Origin of the sequence: Mesorhizobium sp. BR1-1-16 (assembly GCF_020165495.1) — a bacterium.
Classification (GTDB): Bacteria; Pseudomonadota; Alphaproteobacteria; order Rhizobiales; family Kaistiaceae; genus Kaistia.
In genome coordinates this window covers 334,576-357,204 of the sequence record NZ_JAIUIE010000002.1, presented here as the reverse complement: position 1 = coordinate 357,204, position 22,629 = coordinate 334,576, and the positions used below count along the sequence as shown (strand labels likewise).

The window sequence follows — 22,629 nt, the reverse complement described above, 5'->3', positions numbered from 1 at the left end:
GGCCCCGCTGCCGATAAGAAGGTGGCAACGCAACCACCGGAGTACCGTCCCGTGACATCGCCTCTCCTGCCGAAGAGCGGCGGCCAGCTCATCGTCGAAGCGCTGGCCGCGAACGGGGTCGACCGGGTCTTCACGGTGCCGGGTGAAAGCTTCCTCGCTGTGCTCGACGCGCTCAGCGATTCAGCCATCGATGTCATCAATGCCCGCCACGAAGGCGGGGCCGCGATCATGGCTGAGGCGGATGGCAAGCTGACCGGGCGGCCGGGCGTCGCGATCGTGACGCGCGGGCCGGGCGCCACCAACGCCGCCGCAGGGCTGCATATTGCGCGGCAGGATTCGACGCCGATGATCCTGCTCGTCGGCCAGATCGCCCGCGGCCATCGCGAGCGCGAGGCGTTCCAGGAAATCGACTATCGGCGGATGTTCGGCGAGGTGGCGAAATGGGTCGCGGAGATCGACGAGCCCGCCCGCATCCCTGAATTCCTCTCGCGCGCCTTTCACACCGCGACCTCGGGCCGGCCCGGGCCCGTCGTGCTGGCCCTGCCCGAGGACATGCTGCGCGAGACCGCATCCGTGTTGGCGCCGCAGCCCTTCGAGACGATCGAGACCTATCCCGGCCTGACGCAGACAGCGCAGCTCCAGAAGCTGCTCTGGGCGGCCAAGCGGCCCTTCGTCATCGCCGGCGGCAGCCGGTGGAGCGACAAAGCCGTCGCCTCTCTCCGCCGTTTCGCCGAGCGGTTCGAACTGCCGGTCGCGGTGTCGTTTCGCCGCCAGGGGCTGTTCGACCATACCCATCCCAACTATGCCGGCGATGTCGGCCTCGGCATCAATCCGGCGCTCGCCAAGCGGATCAAGGAGGCGGACCTGCTGCTGCTTCTCGGCGGACGGATGAGCGAGACGCCGTCAGGCGGTTACACTCTGATCGAGGCGCCCGAGCCGCGGCAGATGCTGGTGCATGTGCATGCGAGCGCCGAGGAGCTCGGCCGCGTCTACCGCCCGACCCTTGCCATCAACGCGACGCCGAACGGCTTCGCCTCGCAGCTCGAAGTCGTGCATCCGCCGGTCTCGATTCCCTGGGGCGAGGCGACACGAGCAGCCAATGAGAGCTATCGCGCCTGGTCGGAGCCGGCGCCGCGCGGTGTCGCGAACGTCGAGCTCGGCGCCATGATCCGCCATCTCCGCGAGACGCTCCCGGCGGACGCGATCGTTACCAATGGCGCCGGCAATTATGCCGGCTGGCTGCATCGCTATTATCGCTTCCGCCAGCCGGGCACCCAGCTCGCACCGACCTCGGGCTCGATGGGTTACGGCCTGCCGGCGGCGATCGCCGCGAAGCTCCGCCATCCCGAGCAGACCGTGGTCGCGCTGGCTGGCGACGGCTGCTTCCCGATGACCGGGCAGGAATTCGCCACCGCCGTGCAGGCGGGTGCCGCCGTCATCGTCATCGTTGTCGATAACGGCATGTATGGCACCATCCGCGCGCATCAGGAGCGCGCCTATCCCGGCCGCATCGCCGCGACGTCACTGACCAATCCCGATTTCGCGGCGCTCGCCCGCGCCTATGGCGGCCATGGCGAAACGGTGGAGCGGACCGAGGATTTCGCGATCGCCTTCGAACGGGCCGCCCGCTCCGGCAAGCCCGCCATCCTGCATGTGAAGGCCGATCCCGAGGCGATTTCGCCCACCACCACGATCAGCGCCATCCGTGAGAAGGCCCGCGGCTGAGCTCAGAGATCAGGCCCGCTCGAGCGCGATTGCGATGCCCTGGCCGACGCCGATGCACATGGTGGAGAGCGAGCGGCGACCGCCGGAAAGCGCCAGTTCGAGCGCCGCCGTGCCGGTGATACGCGCGCCGGACATGCCGAGCGGATGGCCGAGCGCGATCGCACCGCCATTCCTGTTGACCCGTGCATCATCATCGGCGATCCCGAGATCACGCAGCGTGGCGAGTCCTTGCGAGGCGAAGGCCTCGTTGAGTTCGATCACATCAAAATCGTCTGAGCCGAGACCGAGCCGAGCCATCAGCTTCTTGGAGGCAGGCGCAGGACCGATGCCCATGATGCGCGGGGGAACGCCAGCCGCCGCCCCGCCGAGCACGCGGGCGATCGGCGTCAGGCCATGCTTTCGAGCAGCGTCGGCGGAGGCGAGGATCAGCGCCGCGGCGCCGTCATTGACGCCCGAGGCATTGCCGGCCGTGACGGAGCCGCCTTTGCGGAACGGTGTCGCCAGCTTGGCGAGCGCCTCGATCGTCGTGGCGCGCGGATGCTCGTCCTTTTCGACGATGACCGGATCGCCCTTTCGCTGGGGAATGGTGACCGCCGTGATCTCGCGAGCCAAGCGACCATTGGCCTGCGCCGCCGCCGCCTTCGCCTGGCTGCGCAACGCGAACGCATCCTGGTCCTCGCGCGAGACGGCGAAATCCTCGGCGACGTTCTCGCCGGTCTCCGGCATCGAATCGACGCCGTATTGCGCCTTCATCAGCGGGTTGACGAAGCGCCAGCCGATGGTGGTGTCGTAAATCTCGGCATTGCGCGAGAAGGCCTGTTCGGCCTTGGGCATCACGAAAGGCGCGCGTGACATGCTCTCGACGCCGCCTGCGATCATCAACTCGGCTTCGCCCGCCTTGATGGCCCGCGCAGCGGCGATGACGGCGTCCATGCCGGAGCCGCAGAGACGATTGATCGTGGTGCCGGAGACCCCGACGGGCAGCCCGGCCAAAAGCGACGAGATGCGCGCAACATTGCGATTGTCCTCGCCGGCCTGGTTGGCGCAGCCGAAGATCACGTCGTCGACCGCCTCCCAGTCGACGCCGCCGTTGCGCGCCATCAGAGCCCGCAGCGGCACCGCGCCGAGATCATCGGCCCTCACCGTGGCAAGCACGCCGCCGAAACGGCCGATCGGCGTGCGGATATAGTCGCAGATGAAGACGTCGGTCATCTCAAAGCTCCGGAACGATCAAATCGATGACGGGGCCGCTTACAAGCAGTTCAGCCCCGGTTGCCGCCTGCAGCGCGTCAAGCGAAAGCGAGGGCAGCTTCTCGCGCAGGACGAAGCGCCCGCCCTCGATGTCGATGACCGCCAGCGAGGTGTAGACGCGGGTGACGCAGCCGACGCCGGTGAGCGGCAATGTGCAGCGCTTCACCAGCTTCGGCTTGCCGTCCTTGGTCACGTGATCGGTGATGACCGCGACGCGCTTGGCGCCGTGCACGAGATCCATGGCGCCGCCGACGGCCGGAACGCCCTTTGGCCCGGTCGACCAGTTGGCGAGATCGCCATTTTCCGCGACCTCATAGGCACCGAGGATGGCTACGTCGAGATGACCGCCGCGTACCATGGCGAAGCTGTCGGCGTGATGGAAGAACGAGGCGCCGGGCTTCAGCGTCACCGGGCGCTTACCGGCATTGATCAAGTCCCAGTCTTCCTCGCCCTGCGGCGGGGCTTCGCCGAAATTCAAGATGCCGTTTTCAGTGTGGAAGATCGCCTCGCGGCCGGGCGGCTGATACTGCGCGACCTTCTCCGGAAAGCCGATGCCGAGATTGACATAGGCGCCGTCGGTGATGTCCTGCGCGGCGCGCCAGGCGATCTGGTTGTTCGTGAGCTTCGCGGTCATCAGGCAACTCCCGGATAGACGGCATTGGCGCGGTTCAGGTCTTCTTCCTGCTGCGGGTTGGCGCACTCGATCACCTTCTGGACGAAGATGCCGGGCGTCACGACGCTTTCGGGATCGATGTCGCCGGCCGGCACGACGCGGCTGGCCTGGACAACAGTCTCGGCGGCGGCCATGCACATCAGCGGATTGAAGTTTCGCGCGGCGGCCCGATAGGTGAGATTGCCCTGCGGATCAGCCGTCTCGGCCTTCACCAGCGTGACATCCGCCCGCAGCCAGCGCTCCTGCACATAGGAGCGACCCTCGAACTCGGCGACGGGCTTGCCCTTGGCAAGATCGGTTCCAAAGGATGTCGGCGTATAGAAGGCGGGGATGCCCGCGCCGCCGGCGCGGATGCGCTCGGCGAGCGTGCCCTGGGGCACCAGCTCAAGCTCGATCTTGCCGGCGAGGTAGAGATCGGTGAACACGACCGGATCGGCCGAGCGGGGGAAGGAGCAGACAAGCTTCCGCACCATCCCCGCCTCGATCAACGCAGCGAGGCCGACATGGCCATTGCCGGCATTGTTGTTGATGATCGTCAGGTCCTTGGGATGACCCGTGGCACGAAAGCGATCGATCAGCGCGTGGATCAGCTCGATCGGCGACCCCGCCCCGCCGAACCCGCCGATCATCACGGTCATGCCGTCCTCGATCCCCGCCACGGCGGTGGCGAGGTTTGCGACTGTCTTGTCCATGCGCTGTCCTCTCGCGCCCTCGCAACGTCAATCGGCGCTGATCGAGGGATAGGCGCAGCCGCGACTTCCGTCCATTGTGTTTGTGCGATATGATGCATTTGTTCGTATATCGCTCAAGATGCGAGGTGCCGGCGTTGACAGTTGCCGATCGCGACCTGATGGGCGGCCTCGCCAAGGGGCTCGCCGTCATCGAGACCTTCAGTCCCGAGCGACAGCGTCAGTCGATCGCCGAGGTTGCGGCGGCGACGGGGCTCGACCGGGCGACGGCGCGGCGCTGCCTGCTGACGCTCGCCCATCTCGGCTATGCCGACTATGACGGGAAGTTCTTCACGCTGACGCCGCGCGTCCTCCGCCTCGGCACGGCCTGCCTCGCGACGATGCCGCTGCCGCAGCTGGTGCAGCCGCTGCTCGATCAGGTGTCGGACGCCATCGGCGAGAGTTCTTCGGTGTCGATCCTCGATAGCGACGAGATCGTCTATGTGGCCCGGTCGGCGCAGAAGAAGGTGATGTCGATCGCGCTGATGCCAGGCTCGCGGCTGCCAGCCTATTGCACCTCGATGGGCCGCGTGCTGCTGGCTGCCCTGCCCGAGGCGGAAGCGCGTACACGTCTTGGCGCAGCGCCCTTGCCCCGACGGACAGCGCATACGCTCACCGAGCCCGAAGAACTGATGGCGGAACTGGCGCGTGTCAGGACGGACGGCTACGCCGTCATCGACCAGGAGGTCGAGATAGGCCTTCGCTCGATTGCGGTGCCGCTTGTCACGGCGCGCCGCGTCACGGTCGCCGCGGTCAATCTCGGCCTTCCCGTGCGCGGTGAGCCGATCGAAGCGCTGGCCGAGCGCTACCTGCCAGCTCTCCTCGACGTGCAGGCCCGGATGCGCGATATCCTTCGCTAACGGGAGTGCGTGCCAAATGCCGGGTGCAGTGCGCTAGAACAGGCTTTCCTGCGAGGGTGTCTTCGGCTTGCTGCGCGTCTTCGGCTTTGGCGGCGCGGGCGTGCCGGCGGCTAACGCGCCGACCTTGCCGTCCTGGAACTCGATCGTGAGCGGATCGCCGGCCGCGACGCTCAATGCCGAGCGGATCGGCTGGCCGGCGCCATCGGTAACCAGGGCAAAGCCGCGCGCGAGCACGCTGCGGTAGGACAATGTCTCGGCAAGGCGCCAGGCGCGGTCAAGCCGATCGCGGCGGCGCTCGACGATCCGGATGAAGGCCCTGCCGACGCGGCCATCGATCTCGACCAGCCGGTCGCGGCCATGGCGCACACGCTCGCCGATCGGCTCGATGCGCAGTCGCTGCGCCGTCCGGGTGAAGAGCGCACGCTTCCGCTCCGCATGAACATCGAGCGCCCTGCCCTGCCGCTCCGACAGACCAGCAAGACGATCGCGCGCGCGCTCGATGCGCCGGGCGAGCACGACCGGCGTCAGGAGCGAGGCCGAGCGGCCGAGGCGCGCGCGATGCGCGAGCGTATTGGCGCCGAGCCCCCTTCCGAGCCGCGCGGCCAGCTCGTCGAACGAGCGGCGCGGGATAGCCAGCAGATCGTCGAGTCGCGGCAATCCGCGGGTGGCGGCGCGCAGTTCCCGCCGGCGCGCCTCGATATGGCGATAGGCCGCGCCCTCAAGCCGCTGGCCGAGCCCACCGACCGCCGCCAGCAGTTCGGCACGGACGGGCACCGCCATTTCGGCGGCGCCGGTCGGCGTCGGCGCGCGAAGGTCCGAGGCGAAATCGATCAGCGTCGTGTCCGTCTCATGGCCGACGGCGGAGATCAGCGGGATATCGGACGCCGCCGCTGCCCGCACCACGATTTCCTCGTTGAACCCCCAAAGGTCTTCGAGGCTGCCGCCGCCCCGCGCGACAATGAGAAGATCAGGTCGCGGCACGGGGCCGCCCGGCGCCAGCGCACTAAAGCCGGCAATCGCCGCCGCGACTTCTGCCGCCGACGTCTCGCCTTGCACGCGCACCGGCCAGACCAGCACATGCACGGGGAAGCGATCGGCGAGGCGATGCAGGATGTCGCGGATGACGGCGCCGGTCGGCGAGGTCACCACGCCGATGACCCCCGGCAGATAAGGCAGCGGGCGCTTCCGCGCCTGATCGAACAGGCCTTCGGCGGCGAGCTTCTTGCGGCGCTCCTCGAGCAGCGCCATCAGCGCGCCGACGCCCGCCGGCTCCAGCGTCTCGATGACGATCTGATATTTGGACGAACCGGGGAACGTCGTCAGCTTGCCGACCGCGATCACCTCCATGCCCTCTTCGGGCCGGAAGCGGAGACGCGCCATGCTGGTGCGCCAGATCACCGCCTCGAGCTTGGCGCGGTCGTCCTTCAGCGCGAAATAGGCATGGCCGGAGGAATGGGGGCCGCGATAGCCGGAAATCTCGCCGCGCACACGGACATGGCCGAACGTGTCCTCGACGGTGCGCTTCAGCGCAGCGGAGATTTCCGAGACGGAGTATTCGGCGACGTTCGAAGGCGGCTGGGGCACATCGTTCTCCTGCTCTTCCGATTGCCCCAGCCGGCCCGCCCGGGTCAAGGGTTGCGAAGGCCTGTCTGGCCGACTATCCCTCGCTCATGTCCCGCTATGACTTCGCCAGCCAGAGGTTGTTTCTCGACGCGCCGCTCGATGCAGGCGCTCGGGTGCCGCTTGATCGCGACCAGGCCAACTATCTCGTCAATGTCCTCCGCATGGCGCCAGGCGCCGCCGTGTTGGTCTTCAACGGCCGCGACGGCGAGTGGCGCGCCGTGCTCGATGGCGACCGCAAGCGGGCATCGCTGGTGCTGGAAGAACAGACGCGTGCGCAGACGGCGCCTTCCGGCCTCGACTATCTGTTCGCGCCCCTGAAACAGGCACGGCTCGACTATATGGTCCAGAAGGCCGTCGAGATGGGCGCCGGACGGCTGCGGCCGGTCATTACGCGGCGCACGCAGGTGACGCGGCTCAATGAGGATCGTCTGCGCGCCAATGCGATCGAGGCGGCGGAGCAGTGCGGCATCCTCACCATTCCCGACATCGTGACGCCACAGCCGCTCGCCGATCTCCTGACCAGCTGGGAAACCACCGATGCCGGTCGGCGAATCATTTTCTGCGACGAGGACGAGACGGGCGCGGATCCCGTCAGCGTGCTCGGCGCGCTTCCGCCCTCGCCACTTGCCGTGCTGATCGGCCCGGAAGGCGGCTTCTCGCCCGAGGAAAGGACGCTGCTGAAGGCCCTGCCTTTGGTCACGACGATCGCCTTGGGCCCCCGCATTCTCCGCGCCGACACGGCGGCCGTCGCGGCGCTCGCGCTGGTGCAGGCGGTTGCCGGCGATTGGCGCGAAGCGTGAGCGCGACGATTCACGGCATCGTGATCTCCATGTGATCAGGCTGCCTTCGCAGCTGTTGTGACGGCGGAGCAAGACCTAAGCCGCTGATCTGGAATCAGTCCAGCTTGGAATTCCTCCAAGCTATTGATTTCGTTATATATCCCCTTTGACAGCCATCCACGTGAATGAGAAGCAGCGCGTGCCTTTCAAGCCCGGACCGCGCGTTCGGGAAGGATCGGCATCATCCGCCCTTTCACGACGGAGCTGTCCCTATGATTTCTCGTCTGCCCTTCCTGCGCACGGCCGCGTTCGCCGCGCTGACCGCTTTCAGCACCCTTCCGGCGCTTGCCGATGGCGAGGTCAATGTCTACACGACCCGCGAACCCGGCCTGATCCAGCCGCTGCTCGACAGCTTCACCGCCGAGACCGGCATCAAGGCGAATGTCGTCTTCATCAAGGAAGGCCTCGCCCAGCGCGTCGAGAGCGAGGGCGCCAACTCCCCGGCCGACCTGCTCAGCGTCGTCGACTATGGCAATCTCATCGAACTCGTCGATCGCAAGCTGACGCAGCCCGTCGCCTCAAAGGCGCTCGAAGACGGCATTCCCGCCAATCTGCGCGATCCCGCCGGCAACTGGTTCGGCCTTTCGATGCGCGCCCGCGTCATCTATGCCTCGAAGGACCGCGTCACAGACGAAACGCTCACCTATGAGGACCTTGCCGATCCGCGCTTCAAGGGCAAGATCTGCATCCGCTCGGGCCAGCATCCCTACAACACCTCGCTGATCGCGGCGATGATCGCCAAGGACGGCAAGGACGCGACAAAGACGTGGCTTGAAGGCGTTCGCGCCAATCTCGCCCATACGCCCGGCGGCGGCGACCGCGACGTTGCTCGCGACATCCTCGCCGGCATTTGCGACATCGGCGTTGGCAATTCCTACTATGTCGGCCTGATGCGCAGCGGCAAGGGCGGCGACGAGCAGAAGGCCTGGGGCGAGGCGATCCGCGTGATCCTGCCGACCTTCAAGGACAAGGCCGGCACGCATGTAAACATCTCCGGCGCGGCCATCGCCAAGAACGCGCCGAACCGCGACAACGCCGTGAAGCTGCTCGAATATCTCGCTTCGGAAAAGGCGCAGGAAATCTACGCCAAGGCGAATTTTGAATATCCGGTCCGCCCGGGCGTCGCCGCTGATCCGATCATCGCCGCGCTCGGTACGCTGACCGTCGACCCGACCCCGCTGGTCGAGATCGCCAAGGATCGGAGCGCGGCGAGCGAACTTGTCGACGCGACCGGCTTCGACGGCTGACCATCGCGAGTTCCGGCTATTGTCCGTCCTTTCACCGGCGATATCGGATAGAAGGCCGGCGCCCTCGCGGCGCCGTCTTCTTGCCGTCGACAGGGGGCGCATTGCCTTCTGCCTCGTCGTGGCGGCGCTGGCCCTCTTGCCCGTCGGCGGCCTCGCCTGGTTTGCTGTCGGTGGCGACGGCGCGCTCTGGCCCTCGCTGCTCCGCAACGTGCTGCCGCGCGCAAGCTGGACGACGCTTGTCCTGCTGACCGGTGTCGGCGCAATCGCGGTCGTCACCGGTATCGGCACCGCCTTCCTCGTGGCACGCTGCCGTTTTCCCGGCCGCCGGCTGTTCGAGTGGGCGCTGCTGCTGCCTCTGGCGATGCCGACCTATGTCATGGCCTATGCTTGGCTCGATGTCGTGCATCCCGTCGGACCCTTGCAGACGGCATTGCGGGGTCTTCTCGGGCTCAGCGATCCGCGCGCGCTTCGCCTGCCCGACCTCCGCTCGGCCGGCGGCGCGATCTTCGTCATCGGCTTCGTGCTCTATCCGTATGTCTATCTGCCAGTCCGCGCGCTGATGATGATGCGCGCCGCCGCGCTCTCGGACGCCGCGCGCATGCTCGGCGCCGGCCCTTTGCGCGCCTTCTTCGGCGTGACGTTGCCGACGATTTGGCCGGCGGCAGCCGTGGGGCTCAGCCTCGTGCTGCTGGAGACGCTGAACGATATCGGCGCGTCCGAATTCCTCGGCATCCGCACGCTGACCGTCACCGTCTACACCACCTGGACGGTGCGCGGATCGATCGAGGGCGCGGCGCAGATCGCGCTCGCGATGCTCGCCATCGTGCTGCTGCTGATGCTGGCCGAGCGCCATGCGCGGCGTCGCCTCTCGACGGCAGCACCGGCCCGCGGCGCGCGACCGCCGGCCGAATTCGCGCTTCGCCCAGGCGGCGCGGCCCTTGCGATCATCGCCTGCGCGCTGCCCGTCACGATCGGCTTCGGCGTGCCGGCCGCCTATCTTGGCCTCGCCGCCGCAACGCGGCTCGCCGCCCGCGGCTGGCCAACGGGACTGCTCGCGACCGCCGCCAACAGCCTCGCCATGGCGAGCCTTGCCGCCCTCCTCACGATCACGCTCGGACTTGCACTCACCATCGTGGCGCGCGGCGCGCGGGGTCGGCTGGTGCGGCCGCTGATGCGGATCGGCACCATCGGATACGCTATTCCCGGCACCGTGCTCGCGGTCGGCCTGCTGGTGCCGCTCGCCGGTCTCGACAATGCAATCGCCAATGCCGTGCGCGGGTTGACCGGCCAATCGATCGGGCTGGTGCTCATCGGGTCAGGCGCAGCCCTGCTGCTCGCTTATTGCCTGCGCTTTCTCTCCATCGCGATCGGTGGTATCGAAGCCGGATTCCAGCGCATCAGCGGCTCGCTCGACGGGGCGGCGGCCAGCCTCGGCGCAACGCCGGTCCGCGTTTCGCGCGAGATCCACGCCCCACTGCTGGCCGCGCCGATCGCAACCGCCGCCATTCTCGTCTTCGTCGATGCGATGAAGGAACTGCCGGCGACGCTGCTGCTCCGGCCGCTCAATTTCGAGACGCTGGCCACCAGCGTCTATGGCGAGGCGGCGCGCGGCACACATGAGGACGGCGCCATCGCCGCCCTGATGATCGTGCTGGTCGGCCTCGTCCCGGTCATCCGCCTGTCGCGCGCGGGACGGACCGGCTGACGACCGATGCTTATTTCGAGAGGCGCAATTTCGAGATTTCGCCAGCAATATCCTGGAAGGTGCTGTTCAACTGCGAAGCGTCCTGCACATCGTAGAACATGTCAGAGCGGCTCGCGCAGTTCTGCAATACCGTGGAAGTACCCGTCTTCACCTCCACGCGCACCGTGTAGATCTGCACACCCCTCGCCTTGACGTTCGTGCATAGCGCGGAGAGGCGGTTGTCCATCGCGGTTCGACGCTGGGTGTCGGACCCTGAAGTGATGCCGAGCCGGTTGTTCCAGATATAGCCGATGCTCGAATAGTAGGACTGGTTGCCGGTATCGATCGACGTGTTCTGGTTTTGCCCGTCGGTCATCAGGACGATGATCTTCTGATAATCATCGTCGGCGTAGGACACCCCGTCAGCGAACGGACCATCCGGCGCCAGCGTGTTCCAGCCCCAGGCGAGGCCGATCGGAATATTGGTGTCGCCGCTCGCCGTCATGTCGCCGATCGCCGACTTCACCGCGCCTGTATCAGAGCTGAGACGCAACAGCGGTTCGATGGCGCAACCGGAGTTTGGGCCATAGTCGGTGGTGCTGTTCTTGATCGTCTTCGTGAAGGCGGTCGAATATTTGGCGCTGTTCAGCTCACGCGTCTTCCAGTTCGAATTCGACGTGCCGTCGGCGAGGTAGTTGTTGGTATAGTTGCTGTTATAGCCACTCGTTTTGACGTCGGGCTCGTCGGGCGCGAAAAATGGGACATAGAGCGTAGATGGTATCCCCGTGCTCGGCAGCGTGTCCTGAACGTCGTAGGGGATCGGACGCGTCTCGACGCAGCCCCCCCATGTAATCTTCATCTTGTCGAAGAAGGTGAACCGGTTGCTGGCCTTGTCGAAGATCTGACTGTGAATCGGCGACAGCCCCTTCGTATCCATCCAACTCGCCGTGCGGTAACTCGAGCCGACATTCACCGTCTGGGAAAACGGCACCAGCGATACTCTGAGATCGCCCTGCTTGATGACGCCGGCCGCCAGCGTGTCGACAAGGTTCTTTGCGGCCGTGATCAGCGAGGCGATCTTCGTCCCTTCCATCGAGCCGGTATTGTCGAGGACGAGCGCCAGCTCGATCTTCTTGCCACTTCGTACCGCCTCGGAGCTGACCGAGACCGGCATCGTCTCGACGCCGAGCAGTCTGGTCAGGGTGGTCTGCACCTCGGCGGACGCGTTCGCCTCGATCGCGCCGTTCGACTGGGTGAAGCTGTCGATCTTCCATGAGGTGATGGTTCCGCTCTGGCCGAGCTGGGCATCCACCCAATTTGTCACCATGGTCTTTGCGGCAGTGTCCGACATGCTCGGCTGCGAACCGACCGCCAGCACCGCTGCATCGAGCACGTCGGCGAGCCGGGCATGGGCCATGGAAGCGCGGCCATAATCGACGGCGATGCCTGTCGCGCCGACAATGGGGATCGCCGCGAGACCGAAGATCACCGCGACATTGCCGCGCCGGTCACGGCGAAAAAGATCGAAAACCGACATCACGAAACCCCGATGGCACCTTGTCATGGCGCCATAAGCGTCCGGGCTCCGTAAACGAGACCTTAACGGGACACTTACAGTTTAAAACGGAATTAACGTGTGATTGTCGCGATCGCAGCCCTGCAGCAATGCGGGTTTACACCTCGTCAACCATGATCAACCGGGAGCGAGGGCGCCCCTCAGACGGCGAGTTGCGGCAGGTCGCGGAACAGCGTCAGCGCCTCGGGATTGGCGAGCGCCTCCTGGTTCTTGACCGGACGGCCATGCACGACCTCGCGAACCGCGAGTTCGACGATCTTGCCGGACTTGGTGCGCGGAATATCGGCGACCGCGACGATGCGTGCCGGCACATGGCGCGGCGTGCATCCGGTCCGGATCTTCAGGCGGATCGTCTTCTCGAGCGCCTCGCCGAGCGCAGTTCCCGGCCGCAGGCGGACGAAAAGCACGACGCGGACATCATCGTCCCAGTCCTGCCCGATGGCGAGCGCCTCCAGCACTTCGGGGATCTGCTCGACCTGGTTGTAGATCTCCGCCGTGCCGATGCGCACCCCGCCCGGATTGAGCGTCGCATCCGAGCGGCCGTGAATGATGAGCCCGCCATGAACAGTCCATTCGGCAAAGTCGCCGTGGCACCAGACATTGTCGAAGCGCGCGAAATAGGCGGCATGGTAACGCTCGCCATCCGGGTCGTTCCAGAATCCGATCGGCATCGAGGGAAACGGCTTCAGGCAGACGAGTTCGCCCTTGCCGCTCTCGAGATGCGCGCCCTCCTCGCTCCAGACATCCATGGCGAGGCCAAGGCCGGGGCCCTGGATCTCGCCCTTCCAGACAGGCTTGTCTGGAATGCCGAGCACGAAGCACGAAACGATGTCCGTGCCGCCCGAGATCGAGGCGAGGTGAACGTCGCGCTTGATGCCGTCATAGACGAAGGCAAAGCTCTCTGGCGACAGCGGCGAGCCTGTCGAGGTGATGACGCGGAGCGCCGAGAGATCATGCGTCTCGAGCGGCTTCAGACCGGCCTTATGGACGCTGTCGATGAACTTCGCCGAGGTGCCGAACATCGCCATGCCCTCGGCGCTGGCATAGTCGAACAGGATATTGCCGTCCGGATGGAAGGGCGAACCGTCATAGAGCAGCAGTGTCGCGCCCGTGGCGAGGCCAGAGGCAAGCCAGTTCCACATCATCCAGCCGCAGGTAGTGAAATAGAACAGCCGGTCATCGGCGCCGATGCCGCAATGGAGATAGATTTCCTTCAGATGCTGCAGCAGCGTCCCGCCGGCGCCGTGCACGATGCATTTCGGGATGCCCGTCGTGCCCGAGGAAAACATGATGTAAAGCGGATGATTGAAGGGAAGTGCCACCGTCTCGACCTGGCGCGGGGCGAACGGAGCGATCGCAGCCTCCAGCGTCGCGCCATGCGGCAGCGACGAAGCGGTCGCCTCGGCCGTGCCGATATACGGCACGATGATCACCTGACGCACCGTCGGCAGCGCCGGCACGATCTCGGCCAGCTTCGCGCCGATATCGATGACTTTGCCGCCATAATAATAGCCGTCGCAGGCGATGAACACGACCGGCTCGATCTGGCCGAAACGGTCCAGCACGCCGCGCGGGCCGAAATCCGGGGAGCAGGACGACCAGACGGCGCCGATCGCAGCGGCGGCGAGCATGCCGGCGATCGTCTCGGGAAGGTTCGGCATCATCGCGGCGATCCGGTCGCCCGGCTGGACACCGGCGGCACGGAAGGCCTGCTCGAGTTGCGAGACGAGCGCTGAAAGCGCGTCCCAGCTCATCCGCCGCTTGACGCGATCTTCGCCCCAGAAGACGAGCGCATCGCCTTCGCCGCGGCGCTTCAGGAGATTGTCCGTAAAGTTCAGCGTCGCGTCGGGAAAGAAATGCGCCCCGGGCATACGGTCGCCATCGACGAGACGGCGCGCGCCCTTGTCGCCGACGACGCCGCAGAAATCCCATACGAGATCCCAGAAGGCGGCGAGATCCTCGACAGACCAGCGGTGCAGTGCATCATAGTCGGCGAGTTCACGACCGGCCCGTGCCGACGCGGCGGCACGAAACTGCGTCATGGGATGGCCGGCGATGCGCTCTTTCGAGGGAACCCAAAGGGGAACCTCATTGCCTTCCGCAGTGACCGCCGTCATCGGATTGCACGTCTCCTCGTCGCGACACGGCCGGGCAGCGCCCGTCCCTGCCTCCATGGATAGCGGCGGCGCCGGATCGAGTCACGCGGAAAGCTTGGGTTGCAATCGTCACAAAATGCCTTGCGGCGCAGCGGAATTGTGCCTATCCGAGGGGCACTCCGCAGCGGCGCATTCGGAACATGGGACGCGCAACCGCCATTCTCGTCAAACGCGTCGCCCCGCTCGCCATCGTGCTCGCCATGCTCGGGCTGGCGTTCATTTTGCTCGCGCCCAAGCTGGTGTCGATCGAGGTCGTTCGCCGCTCGATGTCACGCGAGATCGCCGGCTGGAGCGGACGCTCGATGACGTTCGAGGGCACGCCCCAGGTCGCCTTCACACCCTATCTCACGGTCACCTTTCCGAAGGTCCGCATCGGCTCGGCGCGCGACGAGACGACACTGGTCGAGATGGACCAGTTGCGGGCGCAGGTCCCGATCCTGCCGCTGATCTTTCGCGGCCGCATCGAACCTTCGTCCTTCTCGTTCCTGCGGCCGCGCTTTCGCCTTGCCGTCGACGCCGCCGGCGTGCCGAACTGGGACGTACCGAGCGCCCTCGACGCCAGTTCGCCGCTTCGCCAGCTGATCGTGACAGACGGCAGCATCGACTATATGGACGGCGCCGGCCGCGCGGTAACGGTCGAGAATATCGACGCGGTGCTCGATCTGCCGGACCCCCAGAAGCTCGCCAGCGTCCAGGGTCGGGCAAGCTGGCAGGGCAAGACGGTCAGCTTCTACGCCTCGCTCAATTCGATCCGCGCGCTCTTCGACGACCAGGCGGCGGACGTGCGGTTCGCGATCGAGTCCGTGCCGCTGCGAGCATCGTTCGATGGTTCGCTGCGCCGCCTCGACGGCCTCGCGGCCAATGGGCAATTGTCTCTCTCGACACCCTCGCTCACCGGCCTTGCCGAGCTCTTCGCCATTCCGACCGGCAGGCTGCCGCGCTTCGGCGATGCATCGATCAGTTCGACCGCCGATTTCGTGCGCGGCACGCTGACGCTTGGCGATGCGGCGCTCACGCTGGACGGGAATCAGGGCGTTGGGGCCCTCTCGCTGGCGCTTGGCGCCGCACGACCGTCGATCCAGGCGACGCTGGCCTTCGATCTTCTCGACATCACCAATTATGCGCGCGCGGTGCGGGCCGTCCTCGCCGCCTCGCGCATCGCGCCCGACGCGCCGCTCGGTTGGCCGAGGCTCGACGGCTTCAATGCCGATCTGCGCCTCTCCGCCGACCAGCTCCGGCTCGGTGGCGAAACGGCGGGGCGCATGGCCGCTTCGCTCGCGGTACGCGACGGGCGCCTCGACGTCGCGATCGGCGATCTGCAGCTCTATGGGGGCCGCCTGACCGCCAGCCTTTCCGCAGAAACGCTGGGGGCAGCGCCTTCGGCAAGCCTGCAGGCCAAGATCGACCAGTTGCCGCTCAAGGCAGCGCTGTCCGATCTAGCCGGAATCAGCGCGATCGACGGCACGGCCGGCGGTACGCTCAGCCTTCAGGGACGCGGCGCAAGCTGGAACGAGTTGGTCGCCTCGCTGGTCGGACGCGGCAGCGTCTCGATCGCCAGCGGTACCATCGGCGGGATCAGCCTCGATGTCCTCTCCCGCAGCAAGGCGGCGCCTCAGAGCCTGGAGCGTCGGCTCTTCAACGGCAATACGAGTTTCTCAAGCGCCAAGGGCGACCTTTCGATCGCCGGTGGCATCATTGCGGCGCCGAGCATCGCCATCGCCGGGACTGACTACACCATCGACATGGCGGCCGAAGCCAGGATCGGCGCGCCGGAAATCCGCGCCCATGGCGTGGCGACGATTGCCGGCCAACGCGCGCCCGCGCTCACGCTGCCGTTCGATATCGGCGGCACCTGGCTGCATCCGGTCGTGACGCCGGTCCTGGCGCCCGCTGCGGCGACGCCGTGAAGGCGATGTGAAAAAATTCGCGCCGACTGCGTAGGGGAGCCCTCCGCCATGCGTGATGGTGGTGAAGGTCGCGTTGTAGGCGGCCTCGCCATCAAGGAGTTCCACCCCATGAAGACGATTTTCCTCGCCGCCGTGTTTGCCGCAGCGCCTGTCCTCGCGCTGCCGGCGATGGCCGCCAGCGACACAGCGGCGCCGGCTGCGACGACAATGCCGGCTCCGGCCGCAACGCCGAGCCCGCGCGCGCAGATGATGTTCTGGTTCCTCGACCGCAACAACGACGGCGTAATCGATGCGGCCGAGATCACGGCCTATCGCACCGCGCGCTTCAATTCGCTTGATGCGAATGGCGATGGCAAGCTCACCAAGGACGAGGCGATCGCCGGACTCGAGGGCCCGCGCGGACCTCACCATCGCGGCAAAGGCCCGCATGGCGGCAAGGAGGCGCACAGCGGCAAGGGCACCGACGGCGACAACGCGGCGCGCAAGGCGCGCTTCGCGGAGCGGCATGAAAAGCGCCAGGAGCGGATGCTGGAGCGCCTCGGCTTCACGGGCGACGTGACGGAGATCACGCTCACGACCTTCCTCGCCCAGCCGATGCCGATGTTCACCCGCGCCGACACGGACAAGAACGGGAGCATCACCAAGGCCGAGTTCCTCGCGGCAGCCGTCAAGATGCGCGACCATGCCCATCGCAAGGGTGCGGGCCCGATGCCGGACGATGCGCCGGCGGGCGCGCCGGCCGACGAATCTGGCCCTGCGCCGAACTGATCGGCTGAAGCCGACGTCCGGCATCGAAGCGGGAGCGTCGCGCCATGAGCCTGAAGGCTGCACTTCGTCGCGAGGCGCGGCCTTCGCCTTTTGCTTCTTCCGGCGACGCCCTCCGGGGTGTCGCCGGTTTGGCGACACGGCAGAATCGACTAGCATGGACGCCCGACCGCGGCGACGGCGTGGAGCGAAGACCGAGCTTGGGCAGCGTATCCGACGCCGATGATGCCGACGCCGCGCTGACGCTACGCCTGAAGGCGGGCGACGAGCGGGCGCTCGAGGCGCTGATGCTGCGTCATGGCGGCCGCCTGCGCCTGATCGCGCGACGCATCCTCGCGCGCGCCGACGAGGCGGAGGACATTGTCCAGGATGTCTTCCTCGCCGTCTGGCGGCGCGCCGACCGGCTCGATGCGGAGCGTGGACCGATCGGGGCTTATCTGACGCGCGCCGTGGTCAACCGCGCGATCGACCGGGCCCGACGCGCGCGCTTCCTGCAGTTCATCGGCCTCGATACGGCGCCCGAAGGCGCCGACGAGGCGCCGGGACCGGAGGTGACGGCCGTGGCTCGCTCGGAGGTTTCAGCTGTCATGCGGGATCTGCAGACCCTTCCGCCGCGCCAGCGGGCGGCTATCCTGCTGGCATCGAGCGATGAAAACTCGACGGCGGCGATCGCGGACGTGATGAATCTCTCCGTCGGGGCGACGGAGCAACTGCTGGTCAGGGCGCGGCGGACACTTCGCCTCAACGCGATGGCGCGGCAGCAAAACGAGAGGGCGGGCGAACCATGACGAGAGAAGGCGACCGCCTGACGCGGCGGCAACTGGCCGATCTGCTCGACCGGCACGGCGCCCGGCCTGGATCCTGGCCGGCAGGAATGCGCGATGCGGCCGAACGGCTGGCCGCGGAGGATCCGGCGGCCCGCGCGATGCTGGAGGCGGCGGTTTCGGTCGACGTCACCATGCATGCGCTGATGTCAGGGGAGCCGGCGGCGCTGGCGCGGCGGGTTCGCGTCATCCGCGCCGAGCCGGTGCCTTCGTGGCGGCGGCTGGCCGGCTTTGGCATGGCCGCCCTCGCCGCGTCGCTCGCGATCGGCTTCGTGATCGGCACCACCCTGCCGAGCCCGGACGACGACGATAGCGGCGACTTCACCACCATCGCCGTCAACGATGTCGATCTCGGAGGGGTGTTGTGACGCTCACCGGTCGCGCCGCCATCGCCGTGCTCGCGGCGCTCGCAGTTTCGCTTGCCGTCAATTTCGGTCTCGCCGGCTTTCTCGTGGCCCGGAGCGTTCCGCACCGCGATCCGCCGGCCCTGGCGGAAAGGTTGGCGGCGCTCGGGCCCCGCGCCCTGCCGCCCGAACTCAGAAGCGCGGTCGCAGGTGAGCTGAAGCCGGACACGCCGGCTTTGCGCGCCGCGTTCCGCGCGGTCCGCGATGCGCGCCAGGCGGTCTTCGCCGCGATGCGCGCCGAGCCCTATGATCGGAGCGCGGTGACCGCAGCCCTGGCGACGCTTCGCGACAGGCTGGACACGGTGAACACGATCGGCCAGACGGCGATCCTCGACGCGCTGGACACGGCGCCGGCCGATCTGAGGGCCAAGATCGGTCTGCAGGACGGGGGCAACGGCCGCCGCCGGCCGTCCGACGAACGTTCCCCCACCGCACAGCCGCCTGGCGGCCCGCCACCCGGTGGCTGATCAAATCAGCCGCTTGATCGGCTTCTTGCGCCAGACGAACCAATAATAGGCCGACTGCATCAGCAGCATCGCCGTGAAGGCGACCGGATAAGCGATCCAGACACCGTCGATGCCCATCTGCTTAGACAGGACATAGGCAACCGGAACCTCGACGCCGACGATGGCGAGGATCGAGATCGCGGTCGGCACCAGCACGGTGCCGCTGGCCCGCATCACGCCGGCCACCACGGCGGCGAGGCCGAAAACGATGTAGCTCCACAGCGTGATGTGCAGCAGCCGTTGCGCCAGTTCGACGACATCCGGATCGGTGATGAAGAAGCCGATGATGGTGCGCGAGAACAGATAGGCGAGCAGCACCAGCGTTCCCGAGATCAGCAGCGTCATCGCGATGCCCGTGCGCGTGATCTGGCCAAGTCGATCGGCACGGCCAGCGCCGATCGCCTGCGCGCCGAAGATCGAGGCGGTGATGGCGATCGAGATCGCGGGGAACTGCACATAGCTCACCACCTGATTGACCGTGCCATAAGCCGCGGTGGCATCCGAGCCGAAGCCGTTGACGAGCGACAGCACGGCGACCTCGGCGAGCGAGACGAGGATGAGCTGGACGCCGGATGGCAGGCCGATCTTCAAAACCGAGACGAGAATCGCGCGGTCGATCCAGAGCGCCCGGAAGAGAACCGCATCCGGCGCCAACGGATGGCGGCGGCGGCGCATGAACCAGGCGAGCCAGATGAGTGCAATGATGAAGGAAAGGATCGACGCATAGGCACCGCTCGCAATGCCGAGCGCGGGCAGGCCGAGCGCGCCCTTGATCAGAAGCGGCGTCACGACGAGCCCGACCAGCGTCGAGATCGCCAGTGCATAGAGCGGCGTCACGGTATCGCCAACGCCGCGCATCATCGCGGTGAAGAGCAGGAACACGAAGAGGCCGGGCATCGCGATCAGCATGATGCGCGCGTAATGCGTCGCGTCGGGCAGGATGTCCTGGGGCGTCCCCACAAGGGCGAGCAGGCGCTCGGTCGACGAGCCGCCAAAGGCTGCGACGATCAGGCCGAACAGGATCGCCACGGCCAGCGTCGTGCCGGCGACGCGCTTCACCTCATCGAACTTTTGCGCGCCGAAAGCCTGGCCGATCAACACGGAGGCGCCACTGCCAATGCCGATCACGAAGGAGATGAACAGGAACAGGATCGGGAAGAAGGCGGACACGGCGGCCAGCGCCCTGACGCCGATCATCTGGCCGAGATAGACATTGTTGACCGTGCCCGACAATGCCTGCAGCACGTTGGACAGCATCATCGGGACGAGAAAGACCAGGAAGGTGCGCCACAGCGGACCTTCCGGCAGGAGAGTGGGCCGTCTTGCCATGATCGGTTCCGCCTTCAGGTCGACGCAAAGGCCGGAACGGCCAGACGGCGGCTGTGGTCGCGGATATCCGCCGGCCAGGCCTCGGTCTCGGCCTCGAAACGCGCACGATCGCCGGCGAAGAGCGCACGGGTCGCCTCCTCATAGCCCGGGCGATCGCCGGCCATGGCCGTCATGAAGCGGTTCGCAGCTTCGCGTGCGAGGCGGATGCGTGCTTCGCCGTCGGTATCGCGCCGAGCCGCCTCGACGAGCCGCCGCAACGCCACGGAGGCGCCGCCCGGCTGCGCGTTGAGCCAGTCCCAATGACGGGGCAGCAGCGTCACCTCGCGCGCGACGACGCCGAGCTTCGGCCGGCCTGGCCCGCGCGGCACCGCCTCGGCTGGCGGGGGAGCGGCAAGGCGCTGGCGGACCTCCTCGACGGAGCCACGAAAATCAACCTCGATCGGACGGCTGGTCTCGTTATCGAAGATCGCGATCGTCTCGACCTCGCCGCGATCGAGCACGGCCTTCGCCGCAACGACGACGTCGGCCAAGAGGCCAGACGCGATGCGCTTCAGCCCGCCGAAGGCGGTGCAATCGATATTGGCATCCGGGCCGGCAATGCCGAGTTTGGCATTTGCCGCAGTCGCAGAATTATCGGTCTCAGGCGTCATGGCCGCGTTCCCATCGAGCAAGTCACACGGCTTTTTTATCCGGGTTAAACGTCGCCGTCAATATTATCCGGATAAATCATGTATCAGCCCTGCAGCGCCAGCCGCTCCGCCTTCTGCCGCTCGACCTCGCGCCGCTTGGTGACCAGCGAAGCCACGATGACGCCGGTCGCGACGACGAGGATCAGAATGGTGGAGATCGCATTCACTTCCGGCGTCACGCCGAATTTCACCTGGCTGAAGATCTTCATCGGCAGCGTCGTTGCGCCAGGGCCGGTGGTGAAGCTCGCGATCACCAGATCGTCGAGCGACAGCGTGAAGGCAAGCATCCAGCCGGCGACGACGCCCGGCATGATCAGCGGCAGCGTGATGACGAAGAAGGTCTTGGCGGGCGTCGCGCCGAGATCGAGCGCCGCTTCCTCCAGGCTGCGATCGAACGTCACCAGACGCGACTGCACCACCACGGCGACGAAGCACATCGTCAGCGTCACATGGGCGAGGATCAGGGTCCAGAAACCGCGATCAAGATCGAGCGAGACGAAGAGAAGCAACAGCGAGAGCCCGGTGATCACATCCGGCATCACCAGCGGCGCATAGATCATGCCGGAAAACAGCGTCCGCCCGAGGAAGCGGCCGAACCGCACCAGCGCGAGCGCGCCGAGCGTTCCAAGAACGGTCGCGATCGTCGCCGAAAGGAAGGCAACGCGCAGCGTAACCCAAGCCGCATCCAGCATGGCCTGGTCGCGCAGCAGTTCGCCATACCAGCGGAACGAGAAGCCGCCCCAGACGGTGACCAGCTTCGATTCATTGAACGAATAGATGACGAGCAGGAGGATCGGCAGATAGAGGAATGCAAAGCCGATCGCGACCGAAGTGGCGTTGAACCAGGTAGCCCCGCGCCTCATCGCGATTTCTCCGCCTGTTTCTGCTGCTGGTTCTGGAAGATGACAATCGGCACCACGAGCAGCAACAGCAGGACGACCGCGACCGCCGAGGCCAGCGGCCAGTTTCGATTGTTGAAGAACTCGTACCAGAGCGTCTTGCCGATCATCAGCGTGCCGGAGCCGCCGAGAAGGTCCGGGATCACGAATTCGCCGGTGATCGGAATGAAGACCAGGAAGCAGCCCGCGATCAGCCCGGGCAGCGACAGCGGGAATGTGATGGTCCAGAACGCCTTCATCGGTGGGCAGCCGAGGTCTTCCGCAGCCTCCAGCAGCGTCTCGTCGAGTTTCTCGAGCGTCGCGTAGAGCGGCAGGATCATGAAGGGCAGGTAGGAATAGACGATGCCGATATAGACGGCCCAGTTCGTCGTGAGGATGCGCAGCGGCTGATCGATCAGTCCGAGCTGCATCAGCACCTGATTGAGCAGGCCCTCATCGGACAGGATACCGATCCAGGCATAGACGCGGATCAGAAACGAGGTCCAGAACGGCAGGATCACCAGCATGACCAGCGTCGTCCGCCACTGGCGCGGCGCGCGGGCCATGCCATAGGCGATCGGATAGGCGACGAGGACGATCAGGACGGTGGAAAAGAGCGCGATCTGGACGCTGGAGACATAGGCCAGCCAGTATTTCGAGTCTGCCACCAGCGTCAGATAGTTGGCGATGGTGAGCTGCTGCAGCTTGTCGAAGAGGCCGGCGATTCCGTCGACCATCGACAGCACCGGCTTGTAGGGCGGCATGGCCCGCGCCCGGGTCGAGAATGAGATCTTCAGGACGTTGAAGAACGGGATCAGGAAGAAGATCAGCATCCAGGCGAGCGGGACAGCAATCACGAGCCAGCGCAGCCGGCTTGCCCTCGCATTCGCGGAAGTCACGTTCGCCGCCATCTGATCCCCTGCCCGCTTCGTCGAACTCACAGCGCAGCGCCGCCCGGCACGGCC

20 protein-coding genes are annotated in these 22,629 nt (G+C 66.5%); 10 read left to right on the top strand and 10 right to left on the bottom strand.

Annotated elements, in window-relative coordinates; all coding sequences use genetic code 11:
• Positions 1-51 precede the first annotated feature (51 nt).
• Positions 52-1,725 (top strand): thiamine pyrophosphate-binding protein, encoded by a 1,674-nt coding sequence (locus LB518_RS07510; protein ID WP_224575155.1) that lies wholly within the window; start codon positions 52-54, stop codon positions 1,723-1,725.
• A gap of 9 nt (positions 1,726-1,734) precedes the next feature.
• Here LB518_RS07510 and pcaF read toward each other — a convergent pair whose 3' ends face one another.
• Genes pcaF through LB518_RS07495 form a run of 3 tightly spaced genes read right to left on the bottom strand, consistent with a single transcriptional unit; the run spans position 1,735 to position 4,341 of the window.
• On the bottom strand, positions 1,735-2,937 hold the full coding sequence (pcaF, locus tag LB518_RS07505; protein WP_224575153.1) for a 3-oxoadipyl-CoA thiolase: 1,203 nt from the start codon (positions 2,935-2,937) through the stop codon (positions 1,735-1,737).
• A 1-nt stretch (position 2,938) separates the two neighbouring features.
• Positions 2,939-3,610 (bottom strand): CoA transferase subunit B, encoded by a 672-nt coding sequence (locus LB518_RS07500; RefSeq protein WP_224575151.1) that lies wholly within the window; start codon positions 3,608-3,610, stop codon positions 2,939-2,941.
• A complete protein-coding gene (locus LB518_RS07495) occupies positions 3,610-4,341 on the bottom strand; it encodes a 3-oxoacid CoA-transferase subunit A (RefSeq protein ID WP_224575149.1) in 732 nt (243 codons plus the stop codon). The genes LB518_RS07500 and LB518_RS07495 overlap by 1 nt, the downstream gene beginning before the upstream one ends.
• Before the next feature lie 134 nt (positions 4,342-4,475).
• On the opposite strand from LB518_RS07495, the gene LB518_RS07490 reads away from it, so the two are divergent.
• A complete protein-coding gene (locus LB518_RS07490; protein ID WP_224575147.1) occupies positions 4,476-5,237 on the top strand; it encodes an IclR family transcriptional regulator domain-containing protein in 762 nt (253 codons plus the stop codon).
• A gap of 33 nt (positions 5,238-5,270) precedes the next feature.
• On the opposite strand, the gene xseA is transcribed toward LB518_RS07490, so the two are convergent.
• Positions 5,271-6,821 carry an exodeoxyribonuclease VII large subunit gene (gene xseA, locus LB518_RS07485; protein ID WP_224575145.1) on the bottom strand — a complete coding sequence of 517 codons (1,551 nt, stop codon included), beginning with the start codon at positions 6,819-6,821 and terminating at the stop codon, positions 5,271-5,273.
• An 86-nt stretch (positions 6,822-6,907) separates the two neighbouring features.
• Between xseA and LB518_RS07480 the strand changes: the two genes are divergently transcribed.
• The 3 genes from LB518_RS07480 to LB518_RS07470 all read left to right on the top strand — a co-directional run bounded on the left by LB518_RS07480 (position 6,908) and on the right by LB518_RS07470 (position 10,651).
• A complete protein-coding gene (locus LB518_RS07480; protein WP_224575133.1) occupies positions 6,908-7,660 on the top strand; it encodes a 16S rRNA (uracil(1498)-N(3))-methyltransferase in 753 nt (250 codons plus the stop codon).
• Positions 7,661-7,911: 251 nt separating this feature from the next.
• Complete coding sequence (locus LB518_RS07475; protein WP_224575132.1) at positions 7,912-8,946, top strand: Fe(3+) ABC transporter substrate-binding protein; 1,035 nt, start codon at positions 7,912-7,914, stop codon at positions 8,944-8,946.
• 19 nt (positions 8,947-8,965) lie between these two features.
• Positions 8,966-10,651: an ABC transporter permease gene (locus LB518_RS07470; protein WP_224575131.1), complete on the top strand. Its 1,686-nt coding sequence runs from the start codon at positions 8,966-8,968 to the stop codon at positions 10,649-10,651.
• A gap of 10 nt (positions 10,652-10,661) precedes the next feature.
• Here the strand turns inward: LB518_RS07470 and LB518_RS07465 are convergent, their stop codons facing one another.
• Together LB518_RS07465 and LB518_RS07460 are read right to left on the bottom strand one after the other, a co-directional pair.
• A complete protein-coding gene (locus LB518_RS07465; protein ID WP_224575128.1) occupies positions 10,662-12,167 on the bottom strand; it encodes a pilus assembly protein in 1,506 nt (501 codons plus the stop codon).
• A gap of 179 nt (positions 12,168-12,346) precedes the next feature.
• Positions 12,347-14,323 (bottom strand): acetoacetate--CoA ligase, encoded by a 1,977-nt coding sequence (locus LB518_RS07460; RefSeq protein ID WP_224575125.1) that lies wholly within the window; start codon positions 14,321-14,323, stop codon positions 12,347-12,349.
• Between the two features lie 179 nt (positions 14,324-14,502).
• On the opposite strand from LB518_RS07460, the gene LB518_RS07455 reads away from it, so the two are divergent.
• The 5 genes from LB518_RS07455 to LB518_RS07435 all read left to right on the top strand — a co-directional run bounded on the left by LB518_RS07455 (position 14,503) and on the right by LB518_RS07435 (position 18,729).
• On the top strand, positions 14,503-16,269 hold the full coding sequence (locus LB518_RS07455) for an AsmA family protein (RefSeq protein ID WP_224575123.1): 1,767 nt from the start codon (positions 14,503-14,505) through the stop codon (positions 16,267-16,269).
• Between the two features lie 108 nt (positions 16,270-16,377).
• Positions 16,378-17,037, top strand: coding sequence for an EF-hand domain-containing protein (locus LB518_RS07450; RefSeq protein ID WP_224575121.1), 660 nt, complete (start codon positions 16,378-16,380; stop codon positions 17,035-17,037).
• Between the two features lie 197 nt (positions 17,038-17,234).
• Positions 17,235-17,822, top strand: coding sequence for an RNA polymerase sigma factor (locus tag LB518_RS07445; protein WP_224575118.1), 588 nt, complete (start codon positions 17,235-17,237; stop codon positions 17,820-17,822).
• Positions 17,819-18,226, top strand: a complete 408-nt coding sequence (locus LB518_RS07440) for a hypothetical protein (RefSeq protein WP_224575116.1) — start codon at positions 17,819-17,821, stop codon at positions 18,224-18,226. The genes LB518_RS07445 and LB518_RS07440 overlap by 4 nt, the downstream gene beginning before the upstream one ends.
• On the top strand, positions 18,223-18,729 hold the full coding sequence (locus LB518_RS07435) for a periplasmic heavy metal sensor (protein WP_224575114.1): 507 nt from the start codon (positions 18,223-18,225) through the stop codon (positions 18,727-18,729). Before LB518_RS07440 ends, LB518_RS07435 begins: the two co-directional genes overlap by 4 nt.
• Here the strand turns inward: LB518_RS07435 and LB518_RS07430 are convergent, their stop codons facing one another.
• The 4 genes from LB518_RS07430 to LB518_RS07415 form a co-directional block, all read right to left on the bottom strand.
• Positions 18,730-20,097, bottom strand: a complete 1,368-nt coding sequence (locus LB518_RS07430) for an MATE family efflux transporter (RefSeq protein WP_224575112.1) — start codon at positions 20,095-20,097, stop codon at positions 18,730-18,732. It abuts the gene before it with no gap.
• A 14-nt stretch (positions 20,098-20,111) separates the two neighbouring features.
• The gene (locus tag LB518_RS07425; RefSeq protein WP_224575110.1) at positions 20,112-20,747 is read right to left on the bottom strand and encodes a DUF2239 family protein; all 636 of its coding nucleotides are present in this window, start codon (positions 20,745-20,747) and stop codon (positions 20,112-20,114) included.
• 83 nt (positions 20,748-20,830) lie between these two features.
• Positions 20,831-21,649 (bottom strand): ABC transporter permease, encoded by an 819-nt coding sequence (locus tag LB518_RS07420; protein ID WP_224575108.1) that lies wholly within the window; start codon positions 21,647-21,649, stop codon positions 20,831-20,833.
• Entirely contained in the window at positions 21,646-22,575 is a 930-nt protein-coding gene (locus tag LB518_RS07415; RefSeq protein ID WP_224575106.1) for an ABC transporter permease subunit, read from the bottom strand. The genes LB518_RS07420 and LB518_RS07415 overlap by 4 nt, the downstream gene beginning before the upstream one ends.
• Between the last annotated feature and the right edge of the window lie 54 nt (positions 22,576-22,629).